Origin of the sequence: Pseudorhizobium marinum (genome assembly GCF_000705355.1) — a bacterium.
In the GTDB taxonomy this organism is placed as follows: domain Bacteria; phylum Pseudomonadota; class Alphaproteobacteria; order Rhizobiales; family Rhizobiaceae; genus Neorhizobium; species Neorhizobium pelagicum.
The window spans coordinates 23967-40846 of the sequence record NZ_JMQK01000015.1 but is presented as its reverse complement, the minus strand read 5'-3'; the positions used below and the strand labels follow the sequence as shown (position 1 = coordinate 40846).

The following is a 16880-nucleotide window of genomic DNA, read 5'->3' as shown; positions in this document are numbered from 1 at the left end:
GGACCCTAACTCGTGAGAAGTAGGGTCTATGACAAGCAAAACGACGAACAAATTTCCCCCTGAAGTCCGCGCCCGCGCCGTTCGAATGGTGGCGGAACACGAGGCCGAGCATCCGTCCCGCTGGGCTGCGGTATCTTCCATAGCCTCCAAGATAGGCTGCTCGGCGCATACGCTCCACGAATGGGTTAAGAAGGCCGAGGTCGACAGCGGCAAGCGGGCAGGTCTGCCAAGCGATGTGGCTGAGAAGATGAAGGCTCTGGAACGGGAGAACCGGGAGCTTCGTCAGGCCAACGAGATTTTTGCGCAAGGCGTCGGCATATTTTGCCCAGGCGGAGCTCGACCGCCCACTGAAGCGATGATTTCCTTCATCGACGAACACCGCTCGATGGTCGGGGTCGAGCCGATCTGCAGGCTGCTGCCGATTGCACCGTCCACCTATTATGAAGTCGTCGCCAAGCGCACGGACGTGGGTCGTCTATCAGACCGCGAACGGAATGATATTGCCATGAAAGCCGTGATACGCCGGGTGTTCAACGAGAACTTCCAGGTCTATGGCGTGCGGAAAGTCTGGCGGCAGTTGCAGCGAGAAGGTTACGACGTCGCGCGCTGCACCGTCGCAAGGCTCATGAGAATGATGGGCCTTCAAGGCATCAATCGTGGTAAGCCTGTCAAAACCACCGTGTCGGACAAGTCTGCCCCATGTCCGCTCGACCGCGTCAATCGCCACTTCAAGGCTCCCGCGCCGAACATGCTCTGGCTTTCTGATTTCACCTATGTCGCGACCTGGCAGGGCTTCGTGTACGTGGCCTTTGTCATCGATGACTTCGCCCGCCGTATCGTCGGTTGGCGGGCAAGTCGGACTGCTCATGCCGGCTTTGTGCTCGACGCCCTCGACCAGGCACTCCATGATCGGCGGCCCGTCAAACGTGGCGGGTTGGTTCATCATTCCGACCGCGGCTCGCAATATGTGTCCATTCGCTATTCCGAACGGCTGGCCGAGGCGGGCATCGAGCCGTCTGTCCGAAGCGTTGGCGACAGTTACGACAATGCTTTCGCCTAAACGATCAACGGTCTTTACAAGGCCGAGGTAATCCATCCGCGAAGACCATGGCGCCACTTCGAAGCCGTGGAGTTCGCCACGCTCGAATGGGTTGACTGGTTCAATTATCGGCGTCTTCTGGAGCCCATCGGGAATATCCCGCCGGTCGAAGCCGAAGAACGATACTACGCCATGCTGGACGCGCCAGCCATGGCCGCATAGCTTAAACCAAACGGTCGCCGGCAAACCCGGCGCGGTTCAACCCCTGGGGCGCGACATAGCCGAACTCATACAGGTACGCGCGCAAGGCGTTGACCAACTCGGTGCGCTGATTGACCAGTTGCTCCCGGCTTCGGAACATTATGGCACGGGACTGTTGCTCCTCGGTTTTCGGCTCGACAAAGCGCATGGTCGGCCGCTGCGCCGCCTCCACGATAGCCTCACTGAACCGTCTGCGTCTATCGGAGGTTCGTTGAGTCCATGTGCCTTAAGAGGAAGCGTTTGATTCCTCATTCCAGATAGCTGCGCTGCCCCCGATTGCAGAAAACAAAAGGAGCGCTGTGACGCGAGTGCTGTAAGCGGCTATCCAGAAAAGCACTCCGGTTTTGCAGGGGCTCAGGAAATGCTCTCGGTGGTTCAACGCCAGGACAATTGATCCCTAGGCAATCGACCGCTCGGATCAAACACCGTAACCTGGTGCGGTAGGTCCGGTCCCCAATCCCAAAGAACCAGATTCACATCATCCTGTTTGGAACCGGGCGCAAAACTCGGCACAAGAATTCCAGCTATGCCCTTGGACACGAGCCGATCGTATATCGCCCAGGATGCAGGCCGCAGCCCTTGCGTTAGAGACAACGCCCAGGCGCAACTTATCTCGCTAAACTCGACCGCATATTCTGCCCTCCCCTCCTCCGTCGTCAGGTCTGCCAGATCACAGCAATCAACCTCGTAGGAGCAAAGCACACATGGGTCTATCCGGTGGGCAAATCCCTGGTTGGCTTCTTTCACAGCAGTCATGATGCTGGCCGCCAGATAGAGAGCGGGGACACCCTTCGGATTAAAACGCGCTCCCCTTATCGCCGCGCCGTCACCCGATATCGGTTTGAAAGCCCATCGCGGGTCATGCGCACGGTAGCAAGTGCCGATAAACCTCACGCAAATCCGCCAAGTGCCATGTGGTCAAGATAATCACGCACTGCAGCCGCTTTGCCTTCCTTCACAAGTGCCTCCGGAGTCCGCCCTCCAAAAGCAGGCAAAGGCTGAGCTCTGTACCAAGCCATGGCCTGCTCCTTGCCCCCGGCCCATTCTGTGACTCGACTAATGATCTCCAGCATTTCACGCAGGCGAAGCTGCGTCCTGGGAGCACCACTTCGCTCTCCGCGATAGAGCGTCTCCCGTGCCAGTCCGGCGGTTTCTGCGAGCTGAGTTTTCGACATTCCAAATCCGTCCGCAAGTCGATTGATGGCGATTTTCCCAGCACTATCCATGTAGGACAAAACCAGAGACTGGTTGCGCATCGACGTGTTCGCCAATTCCATCACCAAAGCCCTTCGTCACTTTCACTGCCGCAAACACTAGGCATAACATATGACATTGGAACGTAGGATACAATGCGCAGCCTCACCAGCTGCGCGATTTTGCCCTAGCGGCGAACGTTTTAGGACGCACCCTCGGCCTCGGCGCCTGAAGCTCGCAGCAGCGCTATTAGCATCACGGCGGCGATCTGGCGCTAGCCGCACGTGACATGGATGAATCCGCAATAGCAGAGGCCGGCAATGCCCTCGGCTAGGCCATCACCGATGTCCTGCTTGAGGTGTTCGACGGACTTCTGGCCGAATAGTCGGCGGGCAAATCAAACATCGGGATGCCGCGTCAGCAATCGAGCGATCTAATCGCGCCGGGCGGCGTCTCGAAACGAACCTCGTGTCCTTGGTGTGCAGCGGGTCGCACATCGCGAGGAAAATCCGTGACCGTCGTGTAGCCGCCCGTATAGCCTCGCTCCTTGAGCTCTCGTAGCAGCCGACTGCCGGTCAGGCCTGGATAGGTCTTCACCCGCTCCCGCAGGTAAGAAGCAAACGGATCGATCACCGTTGCCCGCGGCTTCCTGGGACCATAGGCCGGAGCCTCAAGGCCTCGCTCTATATATTTGCGCACCGTCTTGCGATCGATGCCCGTTTCTCTGGAAATGGCCGATACCGTCAGCCCCTGCTGATGCAGATCCAGGATCATGATTGTCTCCCTCAGCTTGATCACCAAAATCCCCCTTCCGACCATCGGAAGGAGTATCGGCGATGACGCGCCGCCGGAGCACCTGGGGAAGATTCAAACGGCACTATTGGCGAGTATTGCTTCGGTACTGACACCCATTGCGCCATTGCGGAATGGGCCGACGATTACAACAATTTCCGGCCACACTCATCGCTCGGATACCAGACCCCGGCGGATTATGCCGGGATCATCGCCGCAACCGGCTCCAACGCTACGCAATGTGGAAGCTTCGCGTTTTCGCCAACTATGTCGACCGGCTCTACGTCAACCACTCTGAAACCACCCAGGATGACTTGCCAAGCTTCAGGACTCGCAGGATTTCTGGCTGACGAACTCCCGCTAAGGCGGCGTCGCCCCACGCTGTCCTCGACGGGGTGGGGCAATCTTCCAATGAAAAAACTATTACCAGACCGAGGTACGACCAGTTCCTACGCAGCCCGGGTTCCTTTTCCGTCTTCTTCTCGAAGCCCCCCCCGACCCGCGGAGCGGACGGGCCGGAGCACCCTGCGGACGAGCATCCCTGCTCGGCAGGCGAGCGGCGCGGCTGAGCGGCCCGCCCGATCTGAGATCAGGTCTTTTCCTATTCTCCTCCTCCCAGCTTTGTCACCCTCTCTTGCAATGCTTGTATATCCTGAAAACATACGGGTATGATCGCCTGGGACAAAATTCTCGGCCTCGACTGGGACGACGGAAACGCGCGCAAGAGCGCGATAAGCAGTTTGTCAGCCAGATGGAAGCCGAGCAGGTGTTCTTCAATGAACCCCTGCTGACGGTTCCGGACGTGAAGCACAGCAGTGCCGAGCGGCGCATCCATGTCCTCGGACGCACCGATGACGGGTGGCTGCTGCACATCACCTTCACGCTTCGGGACGATGGGAAGAAACCGCGGGTGATTTCAGCCCGCGATATGAGCGGCAAGGAGCGGAGCTGTTATGAACAGGGCATCTGACACGATACCGACATTCACGAGCGAGGCTGAAGAACGGGCTTTCTGGGAAAGCCATGAATCCAGCGAGCACATCGATTGGAGCAAAGCCGAAAAGGTGCGGTTGCCCAATCTGAAGCCTTCGTCGACTTCAATTTCGCTGCGACTGCCCAATACCCTTCTGGAGCGGATCAAGGTTGCGGCTGGCAAATGGGATGTCCCGTATCAGTCGCTTATCAAGGTCTGGCTTGCCGAGAAGCTCGATACGGCCGGTCCGCAACGCTGATCGCAACCACACGGAACTCGTCATCAGCATAATACCGCTCATATTCGCAGCGCCGTCCTAAATGCAGCGCGAAACTTCGAGCTCGTCGTTGCCCGATGCGGCCGCGGAGGACGAGGCGAACCAGGTGGCCGCTATTTCGTCTCCGGTAGCACCGCTCAGCAGGCAATCCGCGATCGCGCCCTCCACGCGCTTGAAGGAGTCGGATATCGCGGCTTTGGCGATGTGGCGGTGATTTCGGACGGCGCAGAAGTTCTCAAGCAGATGCCCCGGGCCATGCCGAAGCCGACAGCTCACATCAGCGACTGGCTCCAGCGGAGGCCCGATGGAAGGAGCCATGGCCCTGCTTCTGCCGATACTGCTCAATGTCAGCGTCGGATCACGCCCAGTAACGCCATGTCGATCACTCCAGAGCCCCCGCTGAAAACATGCGAGGGACAGTTGAAACATGGGCCAATTCTCAATGAAAATATCAGGCTACGCCGGGTAAGCTCTGTGGAAATCAACATCCAGCGCCATCAGCTTCTGTTGCGCACGCTTGTTTCAAGGATCGAGCTGGTCCCGGATGGCGAGGAACTAGCGATCGTGCAGCGCAGCGACCTGGCCGCGATCCTGACCTTCGCCTGCGGCAAGAAGAACCCGACCTTCCGCTGCCAGTATAAGCTTGAAGCGGTTAAGCTGGTCAGGGAACGTGGGGGCACCGTCGCCCAGGCGGCCCGTGATCTTGATGTCCACGAGAATATGTTGCGCAAGTGGGTTCGGAATAAGGCGACGATTCCCCCAGTCCTATCCTGGAGAAGGGCAGATGAAGCTGGAGCAGCTTGAGATCGAGCGGCTCCGTCGTCAAGTCGCATGATCCGGCTAAAGCCCAATGGAGCGGCAAGGAGATCGACCAGCTCGCCGATAAATTCGCGGCGTAGATAATAGCGGCTACAAATTATCCACACGAAGCCGCCGGTTGCGGTTCTCGCCGCTCGCCGATATCGCTGACAGCTAGGATTGCTGGAACTCAATCGTGAAAAACGATCACAAGCGCACCAAGGTCACGTTACTGGACGTCGCACGACAGGCAAACGTCTCGCGCGCTACCGCGTCCCTGGTGATCCGCAAGAGCCCGCTGGTCGGGGCGGCCACCCGCAAACGGGTGGAAGAGGCGATGCACGCCCTTGGCTATGTCTACAACATGGGCGCGGCGCGGCTGCGCGCGAAGCGCAGCCACACCATCGGCGTGATCATACCGAACCTGACCAATCCTTTTTTTGCCGAGCTCCTCGGCGGCATCGAAGCGGCTATCGATGACGCGGGCCTGGTGATGATCATTGCCAACAGCGGCGACCTCGTCTCCCGACAATCGGCTGTCATGCAGCGGATGCGAGAGCATGGCGTCGATGGCATCATACTGTGCCCCGCCGCCGGCACAGGGCACGACCTCCCGTTACTGATCGCATCCTGGACCCTGCCCGTGGTGCAGGTGCTACGCCATGTGACGTCGGACCTGGACTACGCCGGGGCCGACTATGCTGCCGGCATGCATCAGGCCGTCGACCATCTTGCCTCGCTGGGCCACCGGTCTGTGGCATTGGCCGTACACGGGCCGCTTCACTCCGCCTATCAGGAACGCGTCGAGAGCTTTCGCCAGGCCATGACGGATCAAGGGCTGCAAATGGCGATTATCCGCGTCCCGGACGAGCTTGCTCAGATCGCTGATGCGATGCACCTCTTCGTTGATCGTCCGGAGCGCTTCACCGCGATCGTCTGCTTCAACGATCTTGTGGCACTTGGCATGGCCGCCGGCATCCACGACTGCGGTCTGGTTGTCGGCCGCGACATCTCGCTCGTCGGGTTCGATGACGTCAGCGACGCGGAAGCAATGCGCCCTCGCCTGACATCGGTTTCCACAGCACCGGTGACGATCGGCAGGAACGCCGCAACCTTGCTGGTGGAGCGGATAGAACGACCGGCTCTGCCCCCTCGCCGCATCATCAGCCCGACCTATCTTAAAGAGCGTCAGTCGTGCCAAGCTGTCTCGCCTTTGGCAACAAAGACTGGATGACTGCGGGTTGACGGAGGTCCGCAATGCTTTTAGATCGATCTAAACGGCTGTGCGGTGGCACGCCGGGACTGGGAGGGTCCGCCCGTGTACGCTTTCAACTTCGCGCCAGTGTTTGCGTCCTTCGATGAACTGCTGGTCGGCGCCTGGCTGACGGTACAGCTGTCCTGCGCTGCCATGCTGCTGGGCCTGATCGTCTCGATCGTCTGCGCCTGGGGCAAGACCGCCGGGCCATTTCCGATCCGCTTCGTGATCAACGCCTACATTGAGATCATCCGCAACACCCCGTTCCTGATCCAGATCTTCTTCATCTTTTTCGGATTGCCGTCGCTCGGCCTTCGGTTCTCGCCCAATAGCGCAGCCCTGCTGGCATTGGTGATCAATTTCGGGGCCTATGGTACCGAAATCATCCGCGCCGGCATCGAATCGATCCAGAAGGGGCAGATCGAGGCGGGTACAGCGCTTGGTCTTTCGAAGCTGCAAATCTTCCGCTACGTCATCATGAAACCGGCCCTGCGGACGGTCTATCCGGCGCTCACCAGCCAGTTCATCTACCTGATGCTGACATCCAGCGTCGTCTCGGCGATCTCGGCCGACGATCTCGCCGCAGCGGGCAACGACCTGCAGTCCGCGACGTTTGCAAGCTTTGAGGTCTATATCGTCATCACCCTGATGTATCTGGCGCTGTCGATCGGATTCTCCGCCATTTTTGCGGCGGTGGAGAAGATGGCCTTCAAATATCCTTTGAGCCGATAGGGATGCATCATGATTAGACCCTTCGGCTGGAATGAATTCCTGATCATCGTCATGGCGGCGCAGTGGACGATTGCGCTTTCGGCAATTGCCTTTGCGGGTGGCGGTATCGGCGGCCTTCTTGTCGCCCTGGCGCGCGTTTCGGATATCCGACCACTGCGCATCCTTGCTGTCGGCTTTATCCGTGTCTTCCAGGGCACGCCGCTGCTGATGCAGTTGTTCCTGGTCTTCTTCGGCATGAACATCTTCGGACTGGCCATCAATCCCTGGGTCGCCGCCAGCATTGCGCTGACGCTGCACGCCAGCGCCTTCCTCGGCGAGATCTGGCGCGGCTGTGTCGAAGCGGTGCCGCCCGGTCAGCGCGAGGCGGCGACCGCGCTCGGGCTGAAATATTTCAACCGCATGCGCTACATCATCCTGCCGCAGGCGACGCGTATTGCCGTGGCGCCGACCGTCGGCTTCCTCGTGCAGCTCATCAAGGGGACCTCCCTTGCGGCCATCATCGGCTTCACCGAGCTGACGCGCCAGGGGCAGATCATCAACAATGCCACCTTCAGTCCCTTCATGGTCTTTGGAACCGTGGCAGCCATCTACTTCGTGCTGTGCTGGCCGCTATCGCTTCTGGCCCGCCGTATGGAAGTGAGATTTTCGCGCTCCACGCAGCGCTGACGTAATCCCAGCCGGCGGGAGGCCGGTTCAACCGAAAGGGTAGGAAACATGACCATCAACATCACCAGGAGAGTTGCACTGGCACTCGTCGGCGCCGGCTTCATGGCGGCGACGGCGTCGATGCCGGCCACGGCGCAGACGGTCGAGAGCATCAAGTCTGCAGGAACCGTGAAGATCGGCATGCTGGTCGACTTCCCGCCGTTCGGGATCATGAATGAAAGCAACCAGCCGGACGGCTACGACGCCGATGTTGCCAAGCTTCTCGCAAAGGAGTTCGGCGTCGAGGCGCAGATCGTGCCGGTGACCGGCCCCAACCGCATTCCCTATCTGCAGAGCAACCAGGTGGATCTGCTCGTCGCATCACTCGGCATCACCGAGGAACGCGCCAAGAGCGTCGACTTCTCCGATCCCTATGCCGGCATTTCGATCGGGATCTTTGGCGCCGAGGACGTGGACATGTCCAAGCCTGAGGATCTCTCCGGAAAGACCATCGGCGTGGCGCGCGCCAGCACGCAGGACACGGCTGTCACCGCCATTGCGCCGCAGGACGCCACGATCCAGCGTTTCGATGACGATGCCAGTGCCGTTCAGGCCCTTCTCTCCGGCCAGGTGGAATTGATCGGCGTCTCCAACGTCGTTGCCGCCCAGATCGAAGCCGCGGCCCCCGGCCGCTTCAACCAGAAGCTTGAGCTCACCCAGCAGGTGCAGGGCATTGCCGTGCGCAAGGGGTCTTCGGAGCTTCTCGAGGCTGTGAACGCCTTCCTCGACAAGGTGAAGGAAAACGGCGAGCTCAGCGCCATCCACGAGAAATGGCTGGGCGCTCCGCTGCCGAGCTTCATCGCCGACGCCAACTAAGACCGAATGAAAGGAGTTCCTGGCATGACCGAGGTCACCACAACTGCATCGACAGCGGGCATGCCGGGAACATCCGATCTCGCCGTAACGATGAACGGCGTCAACAAGTGGTACGGACAGTTCCACGCCTTGAAGGACATCACCCTGACGGTCGCGCGCGGCGAGCGGATCGTCATCTGCGGCCCATCGGGGTCGGGAAAATCCACGCTCATCCGATGCATCAACAGGCTTGAAAGCATCCAGAAGGGGCAGATCGTGGTCGATGGCCATGATCTGGGCGCCGGTGCCAAGAGCGTCGGCATCGTGCGCCAGGAAACGGGCATGGTGTTCCAGAGCTTCAATCTCTTTCCCCATATGACTGTCCTCGAGAACTGCACCCTCGCGCCCATCAAGGTGCGCGGTGTCTCCAGGGCCGAAGCCGAAGCGACGGCGCGCAAATTCCTGGAACGCGTGCGCATCCCGGAACAGGCGGACAAATATCCCGCGCAGCTGTCTGGCGGGCAGCAGCAGCGCGTTGCCATCGCCCGAGCGCTCTGCATGAACCCGAAGATCATGCTGTTCGACGAACCGACCTCGGCGCTCGATCCGGAGATGGTCAAGGAGGTTCTCGACACGATGATTGATCTGGCCAGCGAAGGCATGACGATGCTGTGCGTGACCCACGAGATGGGCTTTGCCCGCCAGGTCGCCGACCGCGTCATCTTCATGGACCAGGGCGAGATTGTCGAAGAGGGTGCGCCAGAGGCGTTTTTCTCCAGCCCCAAGCACGAGCGTACGCGCAACTTCCTGGGCCAGATCTCCTGAACCGACGGGCACCCGGTTCCGGCGTCTCCCGTCGACATCCAACCGCAAGCACCAAACCATTGGACATATCATGATTGTTCGGCAGGCCTTCTTCGACGGCAGCATCCACCCCGGCAAGGAAGCCGAGTTCAAGGCCTATGTCAGGGATCACCTGATCCCGATGTGGCTGCAGCTTCCGGGCGTGAAGGAAGTGCGCGTGCTTTATGCGATCGAGCGCGACGACGGCGCGCCGGCCTATCCTATGGTCCTGTCGACAATGTACGACAGCCGCGAAGCGCTCGCGGCGGCGCTGGATTCACCCATTCGCTTCGCGAGCCGGGAGACGACGCAGGGCTTGCTCTCCATGTTCGAAGGCCGGATCCACCATCACGTCTTCGATCTTGCGGAGCCGGAGACACGTGACGCCTGAGCAAGGGACCTCTTTCTGCGCGCAAAAAGGCCCGGTCCATGCTGCGTGGCTTGGTTTTTCTCGCAAACGAGCGGAGCCAGCGTTGGCCACCTATGGGGGGTGAAAAACGCCACCGAAACCCATAGGCTGATTATCTTCAGATCTCGGCGGCATAGACAGTCGGATCCGGTTTCCCATCCCGCTCACGGTTTGGCCCGACACCGGACCAAAGCCAGGAATTCAGTGTGAAAACCCGTCACCCGCTCATTTTGACTGCAAGGGTCGCAGACAAGGACATTGAGCCGTTCGATCGCCTCCGAGAGGCGCATTTCCCGCCGGATCGCAATGTTCTGTGCGCTCACCTGACGATGTTTCACCGACTTCCGGGCGAATATTCGGAAAGGATTATCGAACGCCTTGAGCGGGTCGCCGATGGACATGGTGTGGTCGCAGCCGAAGTCAGTGGGCTGCGGCACCTCGGCGGCGGGGTTGCCTACTCGGTCTTGAGCCCGCCGCTGCAGGAAATCCACGCCAGGCTGACGGCGGAGTTCCTGACATGGCTTGGCCCGCAGGACAGGCAGACATGGCAGCCACACATCACGATCCAGAACAAGGTGTCGAAATCGAAAGCGGACGCGCTCTACCATGAGCTCAGCCAGAGCTTTCAGGCCCATTCGATCCAGATCCTCGGGCTCGACCTGTGGGACTATCTGGGCGGACCCTGGCGACATGCGAAATTCGCCCCGTTCCATGGCATCGATCAACCCGCGGCAGCGACACCGTAACGCGGGAACGGGCTCAGGCCCTGAAGCGTTCGACGGCCGTCAGATACCGGGTTGGCGGATCAGCTTCCGGATACTGATAGATCTCGGTGCGCAGATAGCAGAGCTCTCCCTCCAGGTCCGGCTCGTCTACCTCGATCCACCAGGACTTCGGCCGACCTTCGCTTCCGTCGGACCAGCGATAGCCGCGTGCCTTGAGATGGTGTCGCGGCGACCCGTCTAGGCGATCGCACACCGCCTCGATCATTCGCATCAACCCAAGGCTAGCTGCAGGTCTAGACATAGATCCTCACATTCAGAGAACTCGTATGCCCGAATTATCCCACCCACCATCAGCAGCGCCAGATGGGGTCTCCTTGCCGCTTACGGTATACCGCATTAGATTTTGCGGCTAAGCATGGTGCCAGCCTGACCCCGACCCACTGTGGTACGGCTTCTTGCAGGCTGCGACCGTTCGCTTGTTACAAGGTTGCAGCCTGAAAGCCTGTCCAGTTCCACCGCCTTGATGGCATACGAACCTACGGCCACCAGCAGCCCGCAGAAGTCCTTCGTTCCCGCAGTGATCTCCCCGAGGCTCTGTAAATAAGGTACTGCGTTAGGAAGGTTCAGGCGAACAAGAAGAAGACGCTACCGTTCGAACCTTTCGAGCCTCTTCTTCAGTTGCGCGTTTTGGATCTTAAGCCTCTCCGCCAGTTTCCCCCTGAGCGCCTTGATCTCCTCGTCGAGGCTTATCGTCTCATCCGAAGGAGTACGTTGCCCTTGAGAGACTTCGGCAGGCACGGCGAGCGATCGGGTGCTGTTGCTCTGACCCTGCTGCTTGCGCGTTACGCCCGCGACAGCCGGCTCGAGTACCGTAGCTTCGTGTGCAACGTTTACAACTATGCCGGTTTCATTGGCGGATGCCGAACCACCAGCTGTAGGGATCCTGAGGCGCACTCCGTCAGCCTTGTCGTCTGTCTCGGTGTCCGCCTCTTTCACCGGCGCAGTCTCAGCGGAGACAGCGTCTGATGGATCCTGATGGGGTGCGTCAAGACTCGCGGGGCGAGCCGCGTCCTCCAAGCCCTCCTCCGCAACCGTCTCTGTTTGGTCGGCAATTACCAAGGCATCTGGTTTCGCGCCGCCCACCTTATCGGCGTCGGCATCCCGCTCGCCTCGACGTGACACCAGTCGGCGAAGAAATTCCAATGGAGATGCCATCATTCAACCTCGGACTTTAGCCCAATGGACGCTACGAGCTCCCCTGCTCCGACGACGGAATGACAGGTTCGCGAACGTCTTGTTCGTGCGCGAGAGGTGCTACTGGATTTGAAGGCCCGGCCTAGCTCAATCGAGCTTGAGCTTCTTCCGCAGGTCGGCGTTTTCCGCACGCAGCTTTCCAGCCAGCAGGTTGCGCAGTTTCTGGTTCTCCTCCTCCAACTGCAGAAGATCAGCCATCTCGTCGCCAGCGGAAGTCGTCGCCACGGCTGCCGCCTGATCATCCTTGGGTGCACGTTTTACTGGCTCGTTCTTGGCGGCTGCCACCCCTCCGAGCGCCTTCGGCTTGCGACCACGGTTCTTCTGCCCATTACCGCCGTCCAGTCCAACGGCAGTGTCAGCCGCCGCCATTTCAGGCGAGACCTTCTTCATGCGAGGTTTGCGCTGCTTCTTGGGCGCAGGCACCGCTTCGACAGCAGTTGGAGCACCGGCATTCGGACCCGCATCGGAATTCGCCATCGTATCAGCGTTGGCAGTCGTATCGTTGTCGTCAGCCATAGAGATCTCCCTAGTATCTGCGACAGCTTTCAAGATCGCGGCCGGCGCTGTCAATGTCGGCAGTATACGATTTGCTTTGGGCGGAGAGACTTTGACATCAGATTCAGCAACTGAGGGGTTATCCGGGGCCATCGGCATCACCGATTTCTCTACATCACGTGCGACAGACTTCAGGTCCAAATTGCCCCAGATGGAGTTCGGTTTGGCGTCTGTCTTACGGCGACCGGGTTTGTATTCGACGGCAAAACTGCGTTGGGTCTTTTTCACTCAGGGCCTTTGATGTTTCTGGAAATGTCCGCGAGGCGCCAGGCACTCACAAGCCGGTAACTAAGGGTTACTCCGCTTTCCGTCCAGTCCCGCCGAACATTTGGTTCTGTAAGCCTTCATCGGGAGAAGACGTCATGCCGATCAGGAGCAGCCCAATGGCATAGGCGTAACCCCACCGCGTTTTTAAAATCGAGCGCAAGAACATCGCAAAGGTCCTGGCCATGCGGCGCAAACCACGGTCTTGACGATCCTGCGCCAACCTTGTTTCGTTCGGTAATGTTCAAGGCCGCAAACGCTGTGCAGATGAAGATTTCCATCGACGAGATCGAGCCAGCCATCTGGCGCCGTCTGGTCCTTCCAGCCTATTGGAACCTGGAGCATCTGCATCTCGGCATTCAGGCAGCATTCAACTGGTGGAATTATCATCTCTATGAGTTCCGCATCGGTGGCCTGCGGTATGGGGAAGTTGACATCCTAATGGAGGATGCGAGTGATGACGATCCCCGCGTCTTCGATCAAAGAGAAGTTCGCTTGCTGGATTTCGAGGAAGGTGCTGTCTTCAGCTACCACTACGATTTCGGGGATGGCTGGCGGCACACCGTCGCGATCGAGAAGTTCTTGACGCTCAGTGCTAATCCCAAACACGGGACCTGTGTCGCTGGCGAGAGGGCCCGACCGCCCGAGGATGTCGGCGGCGTGTCGGGTTATGAGCGATTTCTAGAGATCATCGCCGACCCGGAAGATCCAGAATACGCCGAGACCATTCGGTGGTGCGGTGGCTATTTTAATCCCGAATGGTTCGACCTTTCCACTGCGGACAAGGATCTCCGTAACGCTCTGCGCTCGAACGCCAAACGGCGCCTGTATCAACCAAAGCCGAAAGCCGTACCGAAGGAATGAGCAGGTGAACCGCCCTGAAGGGATCGAACCACGACCCTCCCCTGCGACGGCGACGAGGCGGGCTTCTTCACCAGATCACACCGAGCGGGTGACGCCGCCATCGACGCGGATGTTCTGGCCCGTGATGTAGGTAGCACCCTCGGAGGCAAGGAAGGCAACCGTCGCGGCGATCTCGGTACTCGTGCCATAGCGTTTCATCGGCACGCCCACGCGGCGTTCATCCGCCGCTGGCAGGCTGTCGATCCATCCGGGCAGGACGTTATTCATACGGATATTGTCGGCGGCGTAGGTGTCCGCGAAGATTTTCGTGAACGATGCGAGCCCTGCCCGAGCAACGGCTGACGTCGGAAACATGGAAGACGGTTCGAAGGCCGAGGCGGTGGAAATGTTGATGATGGCGCCCGATTTCTGCTCCTGCATGATTGGTGTCACCAGCCGCGCTGGTCGCACGACGTTGAGGAAGTAGACGTCGATGCCTGTGTGCCAATCCTCATCCGTTAGTTCTAGAATCTGCTTTCGGGGACCATGGCCCGCGCTGTTCACGAGCGCATCGATACGACCTCATTTTTCTACCGTCGCATCGACTAGGCGTTTCAGGTCATCTGCTGACTGATTGGAGCCCGTGACACCGAGGCCGCCAAGTTCCTGGGCCAGTGCCTCGCCCTTGCCGGACGAAGACAGGACCGCAACCTTGAAGCCATCGGCAGCAAGACGGCGGACGCTTGCTGCACCCATGCCACTGCCACCAGCCATTATGATTGCTACTTTCTTTTCCGTCATGTGCGTTTCCTGCTTTCTTGGCCGACGGCGCTGCACGTCCTGGAAGGAAGTCGTTTCATACGGTCCGAACGCGGCCTGGTAACTATCCGTGACCGCAAGGCCATGGATAAACTTGCGGGTGAAGCCTACGGCAAGCCGGAGAAACAGTACCGCCAATTGATGGGAACCGATTTGTAACCCTTTTGCCAGCAACTGCCGCTGTGCCGTAAGACGGTTCTTTTCCCACCGAGAACGGATCCGATTATCAATTTTTCAGCATGTAGAGACGAGGTCACTAAGCCGAGTCCGCCGAAGTCGCGTAGTGACGCAGCGGATGTGACGTTTCATATCATGATGTACGGGGTATACGGCAGCCCAAAAGGGGTGGAGTAAGGGATGCGGATTGGTCCCACCGCGTCACGCGCAGCACGCGAGTGGTTGCTCGTTCAACTGAGCCGGAGGGTATCCGCGAGTTGAGGATGTGGCCAAGGCTCGTGAGTTATGTCTCGTCAAGGTCCGCGCGGCCGCGGTCATCTCGTCTCGGAAAGCTGTCTTTGACCATCCATCGGCAGCGGCGACGGATAGGATCAGCGGGTCCGAGAGGATTTCGCTCAGTGTCAGTTCGTGTAGGATCGGCATCTTCGCCTCCTTTGTCTCGATATTGCCGAAACTCTTGACTCCGGTGCAGAAGGGTGTTACCGGTCAGTAACGAAACAACGTTACCGACCGGTCACACCCATGTCAAGTTCGAAATCCACAGAAATTAACGACGCTCCTTTGGATCAGACCCAGGTTCCGCCGCGTGAGCGAATTGTGTCGTCGGCTGCCGAACTGTTTCGAAAGCACGGTATTCGCGGGATCGGTGTCGATGCCATCGTTGAGGCCGCTCACACCAACAAAATGACCCTCTACCGAAAGTTCGGCTCCAAGGACGAGCTTTTATGCGAGACGCTGCGGCATGTGACACAGCGTGCTTGTTCGCTTTGGGAGGATCTCGAAAGGCACCATCCAAACGACGCCGCGGCTCAGCTCAGGGGATGGCTCGACTTCCAGGTCGAACGACTTGAGCAGGAGCCGGGCGGGTGCGACATGGCCAATGCGGCCGTCGAACTTCGCGATAGCAATCACCCGGCGCACGCTGTGGTTCAGAAGTTTAAGAACTCGCAGAGGAACCGTCTTGCTGCCGTGTGCGAGGCTGTGGGGGTTTCCGATCCGCAGCTGCTCGCAGACACGCTGTCGCTTCTTCTGGAAGGCGCAAGGGTCAGCCAGCAAGCATGCGGTGCTGAAGGTTCATCAAGGCGATTCCGGGAGTCGTGTGAGGCGACGGTCGCTGCGTTCTCGAAATAGTCGTCATATGCTGCAGACGGCCCAGCGAACTTCAAGCGAAGCCCATGGAGCCTTGGGAACATCCATCCTCAGCAGCTTTCGACTCAGTTCCTATTTTCGGAGATTTCCGTCTTTGTCTGGAGCTGGGGTCCCAGGCGCCCGGCGGCCATTCTTGCTCACGTCCTTCCCTCCCAGGGAGGTGTCTCTGTCTCTCCCCTTTTCTCTTTTCTTCAGTAGCGTCCTCGGCACCTCTATGTGGGCAATCCCCCATAGAGCCGCAGCGAGAAAGGCAATTAAAAAGAAGCCGAAGAACAACGTGGAGACCACGGTCGCATCCTTCTATCTAGGCCAACTTCTCCTCCGGAAGCAGTACCAACTCAGATCATTTCTCGCTCCGCCCATGCCCCAAGCCGGTCCGCGCCTACAATTTTCTGCTAGGCCCGCGGTAACCGTGCGAAGCCACTTGCTCTGACAACGCAGTTTCGGTCAAATAGAAGCGGGCAGTTCGCGCCGCAATCCTTGGAACGGTTGGCGGGCGACGAGCCAGCCTTTCCAGCACGTCGAGCTACCGCGAGAGGATCTTCAGCCTCAAGCTTCGTCCGATGCGTCCTACGCGACTGCGTCGCTCGCCGATCACCGCTCCGATGGCGAAGCCTGTGACTATTCCAACAGCGAGACTGATGACGACCTCTGCGCTCGCAAGATGATGAATTTCCATGCTGCGTCCTCGCATTGATCGCAGGTCGTTCCGTCACACCGCTTCGTGCGTAGGAGAAGAGGGTGTTGAAGCCGCGCTGCAGAGGCCGGGGCCACATCCTTCTATCGATGTGAATATTACACCGGCATCCTCGAAAGTGCGACGCAATTGCGCCGCTGTCGATTTATGCATGCCATGCCGGGCGCCTTCGAAGTCTCGGATGGTGCTTCGCGACACAGAAGATGCATCGGAGAGCTGCTGCTGCGTCCAGTCGAGCAGTCCCCTGGCCGCTCGGCACAGAGCCGGCGTCAAGATTGTATCTTTAGCAGCTTGACCCATTGCAGCTCCACATCCAATGTAGGA

At 59.2% G+C, this 16880-nt stretch carries 20 protein-coding genes, 7 pseudogenes and 1 other annotated feature; of the genes and pseudogenes, 15 read left to right on the top strand and 12 right to left on the bottom strand.

The features are described 5' to 3' along the window. The first annotated feature begins 28 nt into the window (after positions 1–28). Positions 29–1261: pseudogene (locus EO99_RS25875) on the top strand (IS3 family transposase). Then, positions 314–430 (top strand) — a sequence feature (AL1L pseudoknot). (Overlaps the previous pseudogene by 117 nt.) 37 nt (positions 1262–1298) lie before the next feature. On the opposite strand, the pseudogene EO99_RS0117295 reads toward EO99_RS25875, so the two are convergent. The 4 genes and pseudogenes from EO99_RS0117295 to EO99_RS0117285 all read right to left on the bottom strand — a co-directional run. Further along, positions 1299–1484 (bottom strand): annotated as a pseudogene (locus EO99_RS0117295) (IS110 family transposase); the annotation flags it as partial. Positions 1485–1675: 191 nt separating this feature from the next. Then, a complete protein-coding gene (locus EO99_RS26795; protein ID WP_077067109.1) occupies positions 1676–2194 on the bottom strand; it encodes an RES family NAD+ phosphorylase in 519 nt (172 codons plus the stop codon). Beyond that, positions 2191–2577 (bottom strand): antitoxin Xre/MbcA/ParS toxin-binding domain-containing protein, encoded by a 387-nt coding sequence (locus EO99_RS0117290; RefSeq protein WP_051679930.1) that lies wholly within the window; start codon positions 2575–2577, stop codon positions 2191–2193. Before EO99_RS0117290 ends, EO99_RS26795 begins: the two co-directional genes overlap by 4 nt. Positions 2578–2911: 334 nt before the next feature. Beyond that, positions 2912–3268 carry a helix-turn-helix domain-containing protein gene (locus EO99_RS0117285; RefSeq protein ID WP_408002880.1) on the bottom strand — a complete coding sequence of 119 codons (357 nt, stop codon included), beginning with the start codon at positions 3266–3268 and terminating at the stop codon, positions 2912–2914. Positions 3269–3403: 135 nt separating this feature from the next. On the opposite strand from EO99_RS0117285, the pseudogene EO99_RS26790 reads away from it, so the two are divergent. The 3 genes and pseudogenes from EO99_RS26790 to EO99_RS0117275 all read left to right on the top strand — a co-directional run. Next, positions 3404–3562 (top strand): annotated as a pseudogene (locus EO99_RS26790) (integrase core domain-containing protein); the annotation flags it as partial. 475 nt (positions 3563–4037) lie between these two features. Beyond that, positions 4038–4256: a BrnT family toxin gene (locus EO99_RS25870; protein ID WP_328286608.1), complete on the top strand. Its 219-nt coding sequence runs from the start codon at positions 4038–4040 to the stop codon at positions 4254–4256. Continuing rightward, positions 4240–4518 carry a BrnA antitoxin family protein gene (locus EO99_RS0117275; RefSeq protein WP_029619861.1) on the top strand — a complete coding sequence of 93 codons (279 nt, stop codon included), beginning with the start codon at positions 4240–4242 and terminating at the stop codon, positions 4516–4518. Before EO99_RS25870 ends, EO99_RS0117275 begins: the two co-directional genes overlap by 17 nt. Positions 4519–4575: 57 nt before the next feature. Here the strand turns inward: EO99_RS0117275 and EO99_RS0117270 are convergent, their stop codons facing one another. After that, positions 4576–4854, bottom strand: a complete 279-nt coding sequence (locus EO99_RS0117270; protein WP_029619860.1) for a hypothetical protein — start codon at positions 4852–4854, stop codon at positions 4576–4578. A 273-nt stretch (positions 4855–5127) separates the two neighbouring features. Between EO99_RS0117270 and EO99_RS25865 the strand changes: the two are divergent. The 7 genes and pseudogenes from EO99_RS25865 to EO99_RS0117235 all read left to right on the top strand — a co-directional run. After that, a pseudogene (locus EO99_RS25865) lies at positions 5128–5365 on the top strand (transposase); the annotation flags it as partial. Positions 5366–5527: 162 nt separating this feature from the next. Beyond that, positions 5528–6568 carry a LacI family DNA-binding transcriptional regulator gene (locus EO99_RS0117260; protein WP_037112295.1) on the top strand — a complete coding sequence of 347 codons (1041 nt, stop codon included), beginning with the start codon at positions 5528–5530 and terminating at the stop codon, positions 6566–6568. Between the two features lie 84 nt (positions 6569–6652). Continuing rightward, the gene (locus EO99_RS0117255; protein ID WP_029619858.1) at positions 6653–7321 is read left to right on the top strand and encodes an amino acid ABC transporter permease; all 669 of its coding nucleotides are present in this window, start codon (positions 6653–6655) and stop codon (positions 7319–7321) included. Between the two features lie 9 nt (positions 7322–7330). Next, positions 7331–7987: an amino acid ABC transporter permease gene (locus tag EO99_RS0117250; protein WP_029619857.1), complete on the top strand. Its 657-nt coding sequence runs from the start codon at positions 7331–7333 to the stop codon at positions 7985–7987. 54 nt (positions 7988–8041) lie between these two features. After that, positions 8042–8842 (top strand): transporter substrate-binding domain-containing protein, encoded by an 801-nt coding sequence (locus tag EO99_RS0117245; protein WP_029619856.1) that lies wholly within the window; start codon positions 8042–8044, stop codon positions 8840–8842. A gap of 60 nt (positions 8843–8902) precedes the next feature. After that, the gene (locus EO99_RS0117240) at positions 8903–9646 is read left to right on the top strand and encodes an amino acid ABC transporter ATP-binding protein (RefSeq protein ID WP_029619855.1); all 744 of its coding nucleotides are present in this window, start codon (positions 8903–8905) and stop codon (positions 9644–9646) included. 70 nt (positions 9647–9716) lie between these two features. Next, positions 9717–10055: an EthD domain-containing protein gene (locus EO99_RS0117235; RefSeq protein WP_029619854.1), complete on the top strand. Its 339-nt coding sequence runs from the start codon at positions 9717–9719 to the stop codon at positions 10053–10055. Between the two features lie 182 nt (positions 10056–10237). On the opposite strand, the gene EO99_RS28290 is transcribed toward EO99_RS0117235, so the two are convergent. Beyond that, positions 10238–10474 carry a hypothetical protein gene (locus EO99_RS28290; protein ID WP_235776866.1) on the bottom strand — a complete coding sequence of 79 codons (237 nt, stop codon included), beginning with the start codon at positions 10472–10474 and terminating at the stop codon, positions 10238–10240. On the opposite strand from EO99_RS28290, the gene EO99_RS0117230 reads away from it, so the two are divergent. Further along, complete coding sequence (locus EO99_RS0117230; protein WP_235776865.1) at positions 10385–10819, top strand: 2'-5' RNA ligase family protein; 435 nt, start codon at positions 10385–10387, stop codon at positions 10817–10819. The genes EO99_RS28290 and EO99_RS0117230 overlap by 90 nt on opposite strands. A 13-nt stretch (positions 10820–10832) precedes the next feature. On the opposite strand, the pseudogene EO99_RS0117225 reads toward EO99_RS0117230, so the two are convergent. From EO99_RS0117225 to EO99_RS27860, 4 genes and pseudogenes are all read right to left on the bottom strand, one after another. Next, a pseudogene (locus EO99_RS0117225) lies at positions 10833–11024 on the bottom strand (3'-5' exonuclease); the annotation flags it as partial. Positions 11025–11443: 419 nt separating this feature from the next. Then, positions 11444–12001 (bottom strand): hypothetical protein, encoded by a 558-nt coding sequence (locus EO99_RS0117220; RefSeq protein ID WP_051679927.1) that lies wholly within the window; start codon positions 11999–12001, stop codon positions 11444–11446. 138 nt (positions 12002–12139) lie between these two features. Continuing rightward, the gene (locus tag EO99_RS0117215; protein WP_029619850.1) at positions 12140–12835 is read right to left on the bottom strand and encodes a hypothetical protein; all 696 of its coding nucleotides are present in this window, start codon (positions 12833–12835) and stop codon (positions 12140–12142) included. A gap of 67 nt (positions 12836–12902) precedes the next feature. Further along, entirely contained in the window at positions 12903–13094 is a 192-nt protein-coding gene (locus EO99_RS27860) for a hypothetical protein (RefSeq protein ID WP_029619849.1), read from the bottom strand. A 17-nt stretch (positions 13095–13111) separates the two neighbouring features. On the opposite strand from EO99_RS27860, the gene EO99_RS0117205 reads away from it, so the two are divergent. Further along, positions 13112–13735 (top strand): plasmid pRiA4b ORF-3 family protein, encoded by a 624-nt coding sequence (locus tag EO99_RS0117205; protein ID WP_029619848.1) that lies wholly within the window; start codon positions 13112–13114, stop codon positions 13733–13735. 75 nt (positions 13736–13810) lie between these two features. Here the strand turns inward: EO99_RS0117205 and EO99_RS25860 are convergent. Then, a pseudogene (locus EO99_RS25860) lies at positions 13811–14515 on the bottom strand (SDR family oxidoreductase). A 24-nt stretch (positions 14516–14539) separates the two neighbouring features. Between EO99_RS25860 and EO99_RS28285 the strand changes: the two are divergent. Beyond that, positions 14540–14692, top strand: a pseudogene (locus tag EO99_RS28285) (Crp/Fnr family transcriptional regulator); the annotation flags it as partial. A 540-nt stretch (positions 14693–15232) separates the two neighbouring features. Next, positions 15233–15841: a TetR/AcrR family transcriptional regulator gene (locus EO99_RS0117195; RefSeq protein WP_029619847.1), complete on the top strand. Its 609-nt coding sequence runs from the start codon at positions 15233–15235 to the stop codon at positions 15839–15841. A gap of 730 nt (positions 15842–16571) precedes the next feature. On the opposite strand, the gene EO99_RS28280 is transcribed toward EO99_RS0117195, so the two are convergent. Continuing rightward, complete coding sequence (locus tag EO99_RS28280) at positions 16572–16856, bottom strand: helix-turn-helix transcriptional regulator (RefSeq protein WP_029619846.1); 285 nt, start codon at positions 16854–16856, stop codon at positions 16572–16574. Positions 16857–16880 lie beyond the last annotated feature (24 nt).